The organism is Thalassobacterium sedimentorum (assembly GCF_031127905.1).
GTDB classification, from domain to species: Bacteria; Verrucomicrobiota; Verrucomicrobiia; order Opitutales; family Coraliomargaritaceae; genus Thalassobacterium; species Thalassobacterium sedimentorum.
The window spans coordinates 1-14340 of record NZ_JARXIC010000005.1 but is presented as its reverse complement, the minus strand read 5'-3'; the positions used below and the strand labels follow the sequence as shown (position 1 = coordinate 14340).

General features: G+C 53.3%; 9 protein-coding genes and 1 tRNA gene. 6 read left to right on the top strand and 4 right to left on the bottom strand.

Translation table 11 applies throughout. From position 1 onward, the window contains the following. Position 1 precedes the first annotated feature (1 nt). The 5 genes from QEH59_RS04150 to QEH59_RS04130 all read left to right on the top strand — a co-directional run bounded on the left by QEH59_RS04150 (position 2) and on the right by QEH59_RS04130 (position 7537). Positions 2 to 811, top strand: coding sequence for an enoyl-ACP reductase FabI (locus tag QEH59_RS04150; protein WP_308984093.1), 810 nt, complete (start codon positions 2 to 4; stop codon positions 809 to 811). 271 nt (positions 812 to 1082) lie between these two features. Continuing rightward, positions 1083 to 4436, top strand: coding sequence for a hypothetical protein (locus tag QEH59_RS04145; protein WP_308984092.1), 3354 nt, complete (start codon positions 1083 to 1085; stop codon positions 4434 to 4436). Positions 4437 to 4569: 133 nt separating this feature from the next. After that, entirely contained in the window at positions 4570 to 5181 is a 612-nt protein-coding gene (gene cysC, locus QEH59_RS04140; protein ID WP_308984091.1) for an adenylyl-sulfate kinase, read from the top strand. A 67-nt stretch (positions 5182 to 5248) separates the two neighbouring features. Further along, entirely contained in the window at positions 5249 to 6163 is a 915-nt protein-coding gene (gene cysD, locus QEH59_RS04135) for a sulfate adenylyltransferase subunit CysD (RefSeq protein WP_308984090.1), read from the top strand. A 90-nt stretch (positions 6164 to 6253) separates the two neighbouring features. Beyond that, the gene (locus tag QEH59_RS04130; RefSeq protein ID WP_308951787.1) at positions 6254 to 7537 is read left to right on the top strand and encodes a sulfate adenylyltransferase subunit 1; all 1284 of its coding nucleotides are present in this window, start codon (positions 6254 to 6256) and stop codon (positions 7535 to 7537) included. A gap of 156 nt (positions 7538 to 7693) precedes the next feature. Here the strand turns inward: QEH59_RS04130 and QEH59_RS04125 are convergent. The 4 genes from QEH59_RS04125 to QEH59_RS04110 all read right to left on the bottom strand — a co-directional run bounded on the left by QEH59_RS04125 (position 7694) and on the right by QEH59_RS04110 (position 11607). Then, positions 7694 to 7778 (bottom strand) — tRNA-Leu (locus QEH59_RS04125). Between the two features lie 186 nt (positions 7779 to 7964). Further along, positions 7965 to 9011, bottom strand: coding sequence for an aldose epimerase family protein (locus QEH59_RS04120; protein WP_308951789.1), 1047 nt, complete (start codon positions 9009 to 9011; stop codon positions 7965 to 7967). Positions 9012 to 9211: 200 nt separating this feature from the next. Further along, entirely contained in the window at positions 9212 to 10069 is an 858-nt protein-coding gene (locus QEH59_RS04115; protein WP_308984089.1) for a universal stress protein, read from the bottom strand. 50 nt (positions 10070 to 10119) lie between these two features. Beyond that, the gene (locus QEH59_RS04110) at positions 10120 to 11607 is read right to left on the bottom strand and encodes a SulP family inorganic anion transporter (protein ID WP_308984088.1); all 1488 of its coding nucleotides are present in this window, start codon (positions 11605 to 11607) and stop codon (positions 10120 to 10122) included. 502 nt (positions 11608 to 12109) lie between these two features. Between QEH59_RS04110 and QEH59_RS04105 the strand changes: the two genes are divergently transcribed. Then, complete coding sequence (locus QEH59_RS04105) at positions 12110 to 13990, top strand: ATP-binding cassette domain-containing protein (RefSeq protein WP_308984087.1); 1881 nt, start codon at positions 12110 to 12112, stop codon at positions 13988 to 13990. Positions 13991 to 14340: the final 350 nt, after the last annotated feature.

Here is a 14340-nt window from a genome sequence, read left to right as displayed (position 1 = left end):
TATGAGTTTCTTAAATCTAGAAAATAAACGCTTCCTCGTGATGGGGGTGGCCAATCGTAAGAGCGTCGCGTGGGCGATCACTAAATCGCTGGAAGAGGCGGGCGCTGAGGTCATCCACAGTGTGCGTTCCGAAGCGCGCTTGGAGAGCTTGCAAAAGCTGCTCGGCGATCGGCAGGCCTACATCTGCGATGTGGAATTTCCCGAGCAGATCACCGCGTTAGCCGAACAAGTCGCGGCCGACTACGGCACGCTTGACGGTATCGTGCACTCGATCGCATTTGCCAATTACTCCGAGGGCTTTAAGCCCTTTCACGATACCGTGCGTAAGGATTTCCTGCAAGCCACTGCGATCTCCGCGTTCTCTTTGGTGGAAGTCGCTAGCGCCTTTAAGCCGCACCTCGACAACGATGCTTCTGTGGTGTCGATCGGCATTTCGTCCACCGATGTGACCGCTGAGAATTATGGTTATATGGCTCCCATTAAAGCGGCCTTGGAAACCTCTTCGTATAACTTGGCCAAGTCCTTTGGTGCTGACACGCGGGTGCGCTTCAACACCGTCAACGCGGGCCCGCTCAAGACCAGCGCTTCGGCTGGGATTCCGGGCTATTTGGAGAGCTACCTCTACGCTGAGAAATTGACCTTTCGCAAGCAGAACCTGACCACGCAAGAAGTCGCGAACACCGCTGTCTTTTTGCTGAGCCCCGCTTCCAGTGGCATTAATGGGCAAGGCCTAGTGGTGAATGCAGGCATGGACCGTAATTACTTCGATAAAGAAGTGGTCAGTCTAGCGATGCGTCCGGAAAAGAAATGACGTGACTGGCGTCACATCGCTACGAAATCGTGGTGACGGAAAGTTGGTGTAGCGACGCCGCGCGCGCGGCGTCTAGATACTCAATGCGCAGAGAGTCAGGCTTTCCCGCGTAGCGATGCCGCGCGCGCGGCGTCTAGGGGCGGTCGGGTGCGTTCGCTTGGACGTGACTGGCGTCACGTCGCTACATTGTCTGATCGTGATGTGAACTGAAAATGGATACTCTGTTGTAGAAATGCCTCGAGTAGTTGCGTTATCTTAATAAGTTACTGGCATGTTTCTACCCTCTTGTTTGTTCGCCCTGGTTATTGCTCTGTTGTTATCGTTGGGAACTTTGTCTGCTGCGCGCGAGGTGCCTGCTTTCGGGGCGGATATCATAGAACGGCTGATTGCGCCAGAGACGCGTTCTCAGGCTTTTCGTGAGGTGCAAATTGCTCGGGAGAGAGAGCCCGCCCGCCATGATTGGCGGGCTTTGCCGATGGCGGCGTTTGAGCTATATCATCAAAATATACTCGTCACAGAATGTCCCCAGCGTGCGGGGGAGCCGCTTTATATGGTTTCTTACCGATGGGACCATGCGAGCTATAGTCGCTATTTTTCGAAGCATCGTTCCATTCGCAGCAGCGGCTTTGCACCTGTGGAAAATGCGCATAAGCCGCAAGCTCTTGTGAAGTCTGAAGGGCGTTTTTCAAATTGGCTGCCTGCGGTGCAGAATCCTGATTTGTCATTGCCGCCAGAGGGGAAAATGCAGGAGCGTGTCATTGTTTTCTTAACGGATCAGGGCGAACTTATTCGACCCTTTGATGGAGATAATATGACGGAGGGCGATGTTTTTAAGGACTTGAATCAAGATGGTCGCTACGAACGGGTGTATAGTTCAAATTTCGGACTGTATGATAAGCGCGCGGGGGAACCAGATATTCGGGTCCAGGCTTTACGCGTGGAGGCGGTGGATGTAGAGTCCGAGCGGTTATTATATGTATTGTTTAACTGGCACAGTTCTAAGTCGGAACTCGTTCCAACTTGGGGCTGGGCAGTGCGTGATCTGGATCATGACGGGCTGGACGAAATTGTGTTGGGACCCATCGCAGATGAAGATGCAGAGCCGGAGGTGAAAGTGGTTTACCGCTGGAACTCTGAGCAGGGGCAGTATGTCGGCCCGCAGGGGAGTTATGACGATCACTATTTATTGTTAGATCCAAAGGTGAAGCTTTGGGATGAGCTGCACCGGGTGAAAGCCGAGGGTGGTCTGCGATATGAAGCGCTTGCTGCGGTCAATGCGCCAAAGATACCAGAGGCAGATGTGTTAGCGGTGCCTTATGATTGGCGTGAGCGTGAGCCTTATCGGCATCGTTCACTGGCGGGGGCGAGCGATGCAGACTTGCTTCAGTTTATGTGTGGCTGGTCAGTTGTGAAGCCACCACCGACAGGCGAGGTCGATCTTGGCGTGACCGCTTCGCAGAGTTCCATCGCAGTCGCTAGTGACTCGAGTCACCGCTTTGAGTTTAAGCAGGAATGGGGCGAATTAGACCCGCGGGCTGCTATGTTTACTTTTGTAGAGAACAATCAGAGCTCTGTGCATCAAGATCAATATACGCTCTACTATCCGACCCATTTGAAGCAGGCGGAGTCTGCCGATTGGGTGGTTTTCGGTTCACGTCAGGGACCAGGTGTGGAGGCTTTGAGCTTGGGTGCGGAGGGCGATGGACGATATTTTTCGGCTAAGTATTCACGTCCTTTGCCAGAAAAGTATCCCGCAGGTGAATTTAAATGGAAGTGGGGGCTCGCTCGGGTGGATGCCGCAGGGCTGGAGTGGTTGCAGCAGGGGCTCTGGTGGCTGGCGCAGATTCGCTCAGACTTAAAGGTTCGTGAATCTGGGAGGTATTCCGGTGGTTCTGGTTTTACGACCAATTGTTTTCCCACCTATCTGGAGACGGCTCCGCCATCGCTTCGTTTGCTGACAGCGTCAGGCGCGACTCTTATTGATATCAAGGCAGAGCGGGCGAGCAGTTATTCTGGTTCTTGGCGGGATGAGTTTGGCCCCGAGCAATACCTAGGATTTGCGCATCAACTCTACCAAGCGAATGAAGGCGTATTATTGAGTGAGCGTGTGAGCGATGTGTCTTTGTCGCAGGTCCTCGCGAGCCTGCCGGATTTGATTTCGCATCTGCAGGCGGGGCGTATGTCTCCACAGTTAGCGCAAGCGATTGTACGCTCCGCGGGCGATTCGGGGGACGTTGGTTTCTTACCCCTGCTGCAGGCAATGGACGCTTTACTGCCTGATCCAGCCACTTTTGAGTTGGAATGGCATCGCTTGAACGCGGCGCTGGAAGTGCTGTCTGATGCGTCCGATCTAGCCAGTTTCAGAAGGAAAAGTGAGCTGGAAGCGCAAATGGCTACAGTCGAGCAGTCGATGCGCGATCACTTGTGGGGCTGGTTGCGTGAGCCTTTGAGTTTTGCAATGCAGCAATTAGAAGTCGCGGATGATGTTGCAGCATTGTCCGAGTGGGCGCAGCAGGCAGGAGAGCCCGGCGCCTTGTGGGCCTTGGCGCGTTTACGCCATGTCAATGACCTCGCATGGCGGCAGGCATTGAGTCAGGTTTTTCGTGAGCAAATAAGCTGGCGAGAGAATATCATTCGATACTTGGCCTATCAGGATCGCGAGCTAGCGAATGCTTTGCTCGAAGGTCTACCGCGGCTGCAGCAGTTGAAGTTAATGCCCTCACTTGTTGGGAATCAATCGGCAGCTAATATGGATGAGCTTACGATCCAATCGCTGCTGGACACGATTCGTGCGCAATCACTCAACGCTCAGGCGAGGTTGGGGGCTTTGCGCAAATTGATTCCAAAAAATGAGCCGCTTAGTATTGAGCGCGTCGAGATCGATCAGGTGCTATTGGAATTGTTGCAAACGGAAATGAATCCGTCGCACGATCCATGGCCAGAGCGCTACCTTGTCCATGATGCTGCGTTGTTTCTGTTACTGCGCAACCAGCTGCCGGTGCCCGTGGAGCGTTATATCGAAGCTGCCAATGCACGTTGGAATGAGTTCTCTTTTGGTAGCTACTTGGCTCTGATGCTTCATATCGCGGTCGTGAATGAGTCGTCCGCAGCACGCAGGTGGCTACTTGATTGGGGGCAGCAGTATATTGAGCTGGATGCCGGTGCTTGGGGGCGATTTGCAGAATGCATTTATGCTGCAGAGCTACATTCATTGGGGCCGTTTCTACAGCGCTTGGCGACCATGGATGCGCAGGCGCAGGAGGGTGGGAGCGCGCTCGGGAAAGGGCGCAAACCCGAATTGATGCATGGCGAGCGTTACCATATGGCCCGACGGATTATAGCCGTTTGGAGCGAATCAGACCCACTGACGCGGGCGAAATGTGAGTTACTACTTGGTTTTAACTTCAGCTATAGGTATGGGCCAGACTCGCTCTATCACCCTACTCAACGTGTTCAGGAGCGCCTTCTGGCGCAGGTGCAGCAACTTTCCGTCCGCGAGCGTCAGGCTTTCCTTGCTTTTGTTGAATGGTGTGAAACTGCGATCTCGCCAGACACTTTGGGCTATTCGAATCGGCAGTATTTTGAGTGGGTTCGTCGAACGTTTACCACCGAGGCTGGGGCGTGACGGGGACCGCGATTGTAAATCTTCACATGACTTCAAAATAAATTTTCTTATATTAGGTTCTTGACTCAACAACCTAAGTTAAGGAAAACGCATTTACATTTTAATCACACCCGCTTACATGGCGGCTTCATTTATGTCCACACCTGAAAACATCCATACTGAATTCCACCGCATGCTAGGGCGCGACGCCAAGGAGGCGCAGCTGAAGCAGCGCGGGCATGTATTTTGGTTTTACGGGCTGTCTGGCTCGGGCAAGAGCACTTTGGCCAACGCACTGGAGCGCAAACTGGCAGAGCAGGGCTTCATCACCAAAATTTTGGATGGCGATAATATTCGTAGTGGCCTCAACAGTGACCTCGGCTTTTCCGATGCGGATCGTCAGGAAAACATCCGACGCATCGCTGAAGTGACACGTCTTTTCCTGGATGCGGGCATCGTCGTCTTTACCTCTTTTATCACGCCTAAGCGGGAACTGCGCGCTGCTGCCCGTGAGATCGTGGGCGTGGACGATATCACCCCCGTGTATGTTGAAGCCTCCTTCGAGACTTGCGCAGAGCGCGACGTGAAAGGGCTCTATGCCAAAGCTGCCGCGGGCGGCGTTAAAAATTTCACCGGTAAGGATTCCTCTTTTGAAGCGCCTGTAGCGGGTGATCCTGATTGGACGATTACCACCGATAAGCAAACCGAAGAGGAGTCGCTGAACCAGCTGCTGGAAAAAGTCCTTCCTCTCATCAAAAACTCTTAATTCCTCTCTCGATCGAGGCACCATTTTCGGGCTACATCCTAATTCCTAATTTTTAATTCTTTTAAGTATGGCTAAAGACTACACAATCACTCACCTCAAACAGCTGGAATCCGAAGCGATCTACATCCTTCGTGAGACTGCTGCTCAGTTTGAGAAACCTGTTCTCCTTTTCTCGGGTGGTAAAGATTCCATCGTGATGGCCTACTTGGCAAAGAAGGCCTTTTGGCCAGCGAAACTTCCGTTTCCACTCTTGCACGTGGACACGGGGCATAACTTTCCTGAAACGATGGACTTCCGTGATAAGTTCGTCGAAGAAATCGGCGCTGAACTACATGTCGCGTCGGTGCAAAAAGCAATCGACGAGGGCAAAGTCGTCGAAGAAACGGGTCCTTACGCCAGCCGCAACGGTCTACAAACTGTCGCCTTGCTCGAAGGCCTGGAAGAAGGTCAATACGATGCCGCACTTGGTGGTGGCCGTCGCGACGAGGAAAAAGCACGTGCCAAGGAGCGCTTCTTCTCGCACCGCGATGCTTTCGGTCAGTGGGACCCTAAGAATCAGCGCCCTGAGCTCTGGAATATTTTCAACGGTCGCAAGCAACACGGCGAACACTTCCGTGTCTTCCCGCTCTCGAACTGGACGGAGATGGACATCTGGCAATACATCAAGCTGGAAAACATCGAACTGCCTAATCTCTACTTCTCACACGAGCGCGAGTGCTTCGTGCGCAACGGTGTGGTGATGGGAGTGACTGACTTCATGGAGCTGCTCCCTGAAGAGAAGGCCAATGTTAAAAAGATGACCGTGCGCTTCCGCACTATCGGGGATGCAACCTGCACCGGCGCGGCGCTTTCTACCGCGGCGACACTCGACGATATCATCGACGAAGTCGCTGCCGCTCGCCAAACTGAGCGTGGCACACGTGCCGATGACAAACGCTCTGAGACCGCGATGGAAGATCGCAAAAAAGAAGGGTATTTTTAAGCGACGCTTAAAAATACAAAGCGTAGTGGGGTTGCTTTAGCGCCCCATTCAGAATCAGTCATCATTTATCATTCATTACCAATTTCTATCATGAGCGAATCAGAATCATCAGCCGGCTATCTTGACATGGATCTCTTGCGGTTCACCACCGCGGGTTCCGTCGACGACGGCAAAAGCACACTTATCGGACGCCTCCTTTACGACTCCAAGGCGATCTTCGAGGATCAACTCGAAGCCATGGAAAAGAGCTCCAAGTCGCGCGGCGACGAAAACGTCAATCTCGCACTGCTCACCGACGGTCTCCGTTCCGAGCGCGAGCAGGGTATCACCATCGACGTGGCTTACCGCTACTTCGCGACACCCAAGCGCAAGTTCATCATCGCCGACACGCCGGGCCACATCCAATACACCCGTAATATGGTGACGGGTGCCTCCACTGCGAATCTTGCGATTCTTTTGGTGGATGCGCGTAAGGGGGTCATCGAGCAAACTTGCCGTCACGCCTTTATCGCTAATTTGCTACGCATCCAACACATCGTGGTCTGCGTCAACAAGATGGACTTGGTCGACTGGAGCGAGGACACTTACAACGGCATCGTTGAGGACTTTAAGAAGTTTGCTTCCCGCCTCGATAACATCGTGGAGATCACTTTCATTCCTGTCAGCGCATTGCTAGGAGATAACGTCGTCGATAAGTCCGAGAACATGCCTTGGTATCAAGGCCCGTCGATGCTCTACCACTTGGAGACAGTTTACATCGGTGCTGACGAGAATCACGTCGAAGCGCGTATGCCCGTGCAGTGGGTGATTCGCCCGCACTCTGACAAGTGGCACGATTTCCGCGGTTTCGCGGGGCGTATCGCGGGCGGTGTCTTTAAGCCAGGCGATGCTGTCAAAGTCATGCCATCCGGTTTCGAGTCGACCATTAAAGCGATCCACACTATGGATGGCGAATTGGAAGAAGCCTATGCGCCGATGTCTGTAGCCATTACGCTCAACGACGAGATCGATATCTCGCGTGGTGACATGCTAGTGAAGCCTAACAATGCACCCGAGCCACGTCAGGATGTGGACGCGATGATTTGCTGGTTCTCTTCGACTAAGAAGCTCGCGGGACGCGGTAAGTATATCTTGCGTCACACCACTAAAGAAGTGAAAGCAATCGTGACTGAGGTGAAGTATAAGGTGAACATCAACACCTTGCACAAGGTCGAAGACGATCTCATCTTTAACCACAACGACATCGGTCGTATCTCGCTGCGCACTTCCGCGCCATTGATCGCTGATAGCTATAAGACCAATCGCATTAGCGGTAGTTTCATTCTCATCGACGAGCAGACCAACGAGACCGTTGCGGCTGGTATGATTATCTAGGCAGAGCTATTTCCAATTTGAAAAAGAGCGAATCTACTGTGGTAGGTTCGCTTTTTTTTCGTAGTGACAAGCTTCCATCTTGTCGTTTTGCAGCCAAGACAAGCTGGAAGCTTGTCACTACGATAAAAAAAAAACCTCACAGAGGTGAGGTTTAAATGGTACCCAGAGTGGGGGTCGAACCCACACTCCCGAAGGAACCAGATTTTGAGTCTAGCGCGTCTGCCAATTCCGCCATCTGGGCACATTTGAAAGGTTGTGAAGAAAACAGCTTGTTCGCTGAATGCAAGTACTCCTTTTCAGATTTATGACGATTTATTTCAAATCATACCGAGATCCGTCCTGCGAAGCCTTCCAGCAAGCTCAGTTCTCTGAACCGGGGGCGGAGTCAAAGCTCGTATCCTCGGTTCTCTGAACCGGGGGGCGGTTTTTACTGTGCGCTAAAACGAAAAAGCGTGGTGCTCTTGAAAGTTTCTCCTGGCTTTAAGATCGCGTTGCCCATTTCAGGGAAGTGGATCGAATCCGCGTAATCTTGTGTTTCTAAGCACAGTGCGTGCATGGGTTTGTGGTGTGCGCCGCCCTTGCCAATTTCAGGGCCTTCCTCGGAGAGGGATAGGCCTGCGTAGAATTGCACGCCGGGCGCGGTGGTGAGCACTTCCATTATGCGGCCAGAATCGGGCTCGATGACTCGCGCAGCCAGTTTTGCCTGAGCGGTGCGACCTTCATTGAGGAAGAAGTGTATATCCGCATTGCCTACTTCCAAGGTCTTCAGTGAGCCGAGTTGCACGGGCTCGCGATAGTCGTTGTAGCCTGCCACCACAGGATCGCGGCGGCCGATCAGGCTGCAGTTCTCGTCGACTGTAGCCACGCTATCAGCCAAAATTTGCAGCTTGTGACCGAGAATGTCGCCTTCGCCACGCAGATTGAAGTAACTGTGGTTGGTCGGGTTGAATGGGGTGGTGTGGTCGCTGCTGGCTTCGTAGTGAATCTCCAGCGCGTCATTATCCAGCAGGGCGTAAGTGACTGTGCAGTGCACCTCGCCTGGAAAGCCGTTGTGGCCGTCCGGATCGGTGAGTTGCAGCTGTAGTTTTTGAACGCCAAAGTCTTCGATGATTTCTGCCTTCCACAACATGGTGTGGAAGCCTTCGGGGCCGCTATGCAGATTGCTGATGCCCTCATAATTGGCTTCCAGCGGGTAGGTCTTACCGTCCAATTCAAAACTCGCACCACCAATGCGGCCGGCCACACGACCACAGATGGAGCCGAAGCAGGGATGCCCCGCAAGATAGTCCTCGAGCGAGTCCTTGCCCAGCACCACGTCGGTGAGTGCTCCTTCGCGGTCGGGCACATTGAGCGATACGAGGATCGCTCCGTAGTTTGTGACTTCCGCGCTCAGGCCGTTCGCGTTCGTGAGGGTGAAGAGGTCGACCGCTTCACCCGAGGGGAGTGTGCCGTAGGGAGTGGAGGTAATACTCATAGGCAAGTAGCAAATTCCGATGCCTAGATTGTGCAATGAAATATGTGGAGCGAGCGGCTGCTTTTCAACGCGAGGTCAACAGTTGTAGCGAACTCGCGCCACTTGTCCGCCGAAGCTCGAAGAGCGAAGGTGGAGCGAGGTCTTCGGGGCCGCCAGGAGACGCCACTGGCGTGGCATCGCTACAGAGGAGTGCTCTGAGCCTAGCGGAACAGGAGCACAGGAATCTTGACCGTGCGGATCATGGAGGTGGTGGTGCTGCCGACGATGAACTGGCGAATGCTGGAGTGTCCGTAGGCGCCCATTACTAAAAGGTCGATGTGGTCTTGGGCCACCACATCGCTGATGATGGATTCGGGCTCGCCATCGCGTTGTTCGATGGTCACCTCATAGCCGGCAGCTTTGAGCTTGGCCTCGGAGGCTGCCAAGGAGGCCTCAATCTTGGCATTGCCAGAGCCGACATAGAGTAGATAGGCGTGCATGCCTTTCAGCAGGGGCTCGTTGGCGACATAATCCACCGCTTTTTGTGCACTACTGCCGCCGTCGTAGGCGAGCACGAAGGTGTTCATCTTATCAAACGCTCGCGAGGCCACTAAAACCGGGTGTTGGCAGCTGCGCACCACGCGCTCCAGGTTACTGCCGAGGTGGCCTTTTTCAAAGTCGGCATTGTTGCCGCGTTTGCCGATCACGACGAGGTCGGCGTCGCGCTCATACTTCGAGATCTCGTCGCTCAGTTTGCCGTGCCATTGATCGGCTTGAACTTGGGCGACGCCGGCTTGTTTGAGGTGAGTGGTGGCATCTTCCAAGATCGCTTGTCCGCGCTTTTTCGCGATTTTGGCTTTGGCGGCTTCGAGTTCGACTAGTTCATTGAGCAGTGCGCTGCGTGCGCCCAAGCCGATGCAGCCACTGTAGTTCGCGGTGGCTGGTTTCTCGTGGTGCGGGTTCAGCATGTGGATCACGTGGATCGATGCGCTGTTCATTTGGCGTGAAGCCCATGCCGCGTGATCATAAACGCTGTGTGAATACTGGGAACCGTCGGTGCAAGCTAGTATGTTAGGCATAGGGATCAGAAATTAGGAGTTGGGAATTATGAATTAGGAAATTAGACATCCTAGTGGCCGCCTGCCGCATCTTCTGCGCCGGGCTTGTCGTGTGTGGCTATTTTTAGAACGAGTGTTTTGCTGGCTTCGTTCAATCCGACGATCTCTACTTCAGTGCCTTCGCGGCGGAATTTCAAGACAACTCGGTCCAAGGCGCCGACGGCGGATAAATCCCAGAAGTGCGCATGCGTGACGTCGATTGTGACATGCTCCAGCACTTCATGGAAGTCGAAGGCATCGGCGAAGGTATCCGCTGAAACGAAAAAGAGTTGTCCGACGACGGAGTAGGTGCGCTTTTTCTTAGAAACTTCCAGTTCGGAGGAGATCTCGAGGAGTCGCGATACCTTGTAAGCAAAGAACAGCGCGCTGAGAACGACACCGATACCGACGCCGATCGCCAAATTGTGGGTCACCACCACGGCCACGACTGTCGAAACCATCACGATGCTGGAGGTGAGGTGATTCTTACGCAGCCCTTTGATGGAGGACCAGTTAAAGGTGCCGAACGAGACCATCAGCATGACCGCGACCAACGCCGCGATCGGAATTTGATTCACCAAATCGCCCAGCACAAAGATGAGAATCAGTAAGACGATCCCAGAGGCTGCCGTCGATAGACGACCACGACCGCCTGATTTTACGTTGATCACGGACTGCCCGATCATAGCGCAACCACCCATGCCACCGAAGAAGCCAGCCACGAGATTGGAAATGCCTTGCCCCTTACATTCGCGATTCTTGTCACTTTCTGTGTCGGTAAAGTCATCCAAAATGCCCGCAGTCATCAGAGACTCCAGTAGGCCGACCACTGTCATCGGAATTGCGTAGGGCAGAACAATCATGAAGGTTTCCCAGTTCCAAGGCACATCCGGGAAGAGGAAAGACGGCAGGGAACTCGGCAAGTCGCCCATATCGCCGACGGTCTTCAGGCTCGTATCCAGGCCCATTGTAATCGAAACCGTGGTGAGCACGATGATGCAGATCAGTGGAGACGGCACTGCGGTGGTTAAGCGCGGAAAGCCGTAAATGATGACTAAGCCCCCCGCGACCATCGCATACATGATCCAAGTTTGCCCCATCATCTCATTGACTTGGGTGATGAAATAGAGAATCGCGAGTGCATTGACAAAGCCGGTGACCACCGATTTTGAGACGAAGCGCATCAGATCCGCCAATTTAAAGACGCCGCATAATATCTGTAGCACCCCCGTCAACAATGTCGCGGCCAGTAGATATTGCACACCATGGTTGGCGACCAGTGAACCAATTAACAACGCAATCGCGCCGGTTGCCGCGGAAATCATTCCCGGACGACCACCGACAAATGCAATGGTGATCGCGATGCAGAATGACGCGTAGAGTGTGACTTTCGGGTCCACACCCGCGATGATGGCAAATGCTAGGGACTCCGGGATCAGCGCAAGCGCCACCACCGTGCCTGCGATGATGTCGCGGCGCGGATTCGAGAACCACTCTTGGAAATATTTGTTCTGTGTCATTGGTCGTAAAAATAGAAAAGCCAACAGAGGGCTGTTGGCTGGGGAAAGCGAAAGTTTTGCCTGTTAAGGCTATAGATCTACGAAAGGGCAAGTCTTTCTTGCGCGGGCGCCGGCGCGCTATGCGCGCAGTGGGGAGTGGAGAGTGGGGAGCTCTTTTGTGGCGTCGCCGCTCGCGGCGGCTTTAGGCGCTGGGCCAGATCTGCCAGCCTAGCCCTAGAGGGACGGCTCGGTTTGACTACCAGATGAACGACTCATGCTAACACGCGTGCTAGTCTTTGAAGACCGGCGTCCTCGAGTGGACTCGCCACTTGTTGGGTGCTTGTCCGTTTTGTGGGATGCATTGAAGAGCCCTCGCTCCTTGATCCTGTTGTGGTATTTGACTATTTTTGTTGGTGGTTGGTTGTTTAGTTGGCTATTACTATTAGTGGTATTTATCGCTGCTAGTCTGCTTGGACTATTGGGGCTAGATGACCCTATTTTTGTCTACTTTAAATAATGTTACTTGACCGGCGATTTCGCTGGTCAATGTGCCGATCATTTGTATCGAGTCTTCGGTATGTTAAGTTGTAGTGAGTTGTCCGTTCGCGCCGATGGAAGCGATTTTGTCATTCTGGATCATATCAATGCGCATTTCCCGAATCGCAGTTTAAATGCATTGGTCGGTCCTTCTGGTTGCGGTAAAACAACCTTGATCAAAGCCTTCCTTGGGCTAGTCAATTCCGAGGGGGAGATTGCGCATCGTGAGCAGAGCTCCTCTGAATCTTCGTCGAACCAACGGCTGGGATTTGTCCCGCAGTTCAGTGTTGCGCACGCAAGTTTGACGGTCGAAGAGTCGCTGGCTTATGCATTTGATCTCACCGTTTCTGATCTATCTGCGAAAGCGGATACGCTGGCCAGTGTGCTCAAGCTCATTGGGCTCGACGAGCATGGTGAGAAGCGTGTCTCGAGTCTGTCGGGCGGGCAAATGAGGCGACTCGGGCTGGGGCTGGAATTAGTCAGCAGTCCGGAGTGTTTGATCTGCGACGAAGTCACTTCTGGACTCGACCCGCTATCGGAAGATCAAATTATTGCCCTGCTCCGGTCTTTGGTGCTCGAACATGAGAAGACTTTTATTTGCACGATTCATAATTTAGGAAAACTACCGGACTTCGACCACATCACTGTTCTCTATCAAGGCCGTCTAGTCTTTCAGGGAGATTTCAATGGCCTGCAGTCGTGGTTTGGAATCGAAGATCCCCTCCGGCTCTATCATGCACTATCTGGACATGAATTGTCCCACTGGCTGGAGAAATGGGAAAACCGTGGCGTGTCCGCTTGCGGACGCCCAACCGAGGAACGGTCAGACCGAGGCGACTCTATTCCAGTCGGATCGCAGGAAGCTCAGCAGGTCGAGGTCGCCGAAGCGACGCGCGACGAAAAGTTAGACCCCGGGAACGCCAGACTCCCGTCTGGCACGACTGTAGGCAGCACAGCTACCGTTCGGCGAGCTCAGATAGGGGCGGAGAGCTGCAATCCCGGGCTTCCCTCTGCCTTGTCCCAACTCTTCACCCTTCTACGCCGTCGTTACAAGCTGCTGATGCGGGATACTGGCTACCTCTGGCTACTGTTGGCGCTGACTTTTGGTTTCCCCTGTATCGTAGTCATCTTTGCCATTAAAGGACTCCCTCAGATCGAAGGCTTGGCCCTAGAGCGGAGCGGGAGCTTTATTCAGCAATTGCAGGGCGATTTGCGCTATCGCATGGAGGCCGCCGAGACCGCTACGCTGGTCACCGGTCTGGTTATGTTTCAAGTGGTCCTGCTCACCCTGATGGGTGCCAACAATGGGGCGCGCGAGATTGCCGGTGAGCGGCAAATCTTCGAGAAAGAACGCCTCAAAGGGCTGCGCTCTGGTATGTATACATTGTCGAAACTCCTCTTCACTGGCAGCATCGCCGCACTACAAGGCCTCTGGATGGCACTCTTTGTTAAAGTGATCTGTCAGTTCCCCGGAGCCTTTCTTCCGCAGCTCGGGATGATGGCGCTTTGCTGTGTGGCCATGACATTCGTTTGCTTGGGCATGTCCGCCGTTCTATCAAGTGCAGAGCGGGCATCGTTGCTTTCGATTTATTTGGTCGGCTTCCAACTGCCACTTTCGGGCGTTGTTCTGGCTTTGCCCGATGCGGTGGTCTGGCTGCTCCGTCCCTTTATTAACGCCTACTGGTCATGGGCCGGTTATTTCGCATCAATGAAGGACTTTCAACTTTACGATGCCTACCGCATGGGGAACGTCTCTTGGCTCCCCTCGGAATGGGGGGCGGCCACTGTTTTATTTCTGCATATAGCCGCAGGCGCTGCACTTGTATTTTACGGATGTGGAAAGACGCGTTGGGATTCCGCTTCTTGATCCGCGTGTTTGTTTATGATAAGTCGGGTGTGATTAAAACTACGGGGAAGATCGCACATCTCTGACTTCGTAGGATGCTGGCGATAGTCAGTGTCGGTCGCTCGTTTAGATGCCCACAATGGCTGTCGCCATCATGCTACAATAAAAACACCCCGCAGTTTTTATCACACCCTCATAAGTCGCTGATCTAGATAAACGATTGCTGGTGGGGGAGTTGCTCGATAACGTAAATTAATTTGGTTGTGATTGGTTAGAATGACAGGTGACTAGTCTGAATAGACTAGTCAAAAGATTTGGCTCACTCTGATTCGTCGATTGTTTGTTGTCGTTAGATGAACGACGCAATGAGC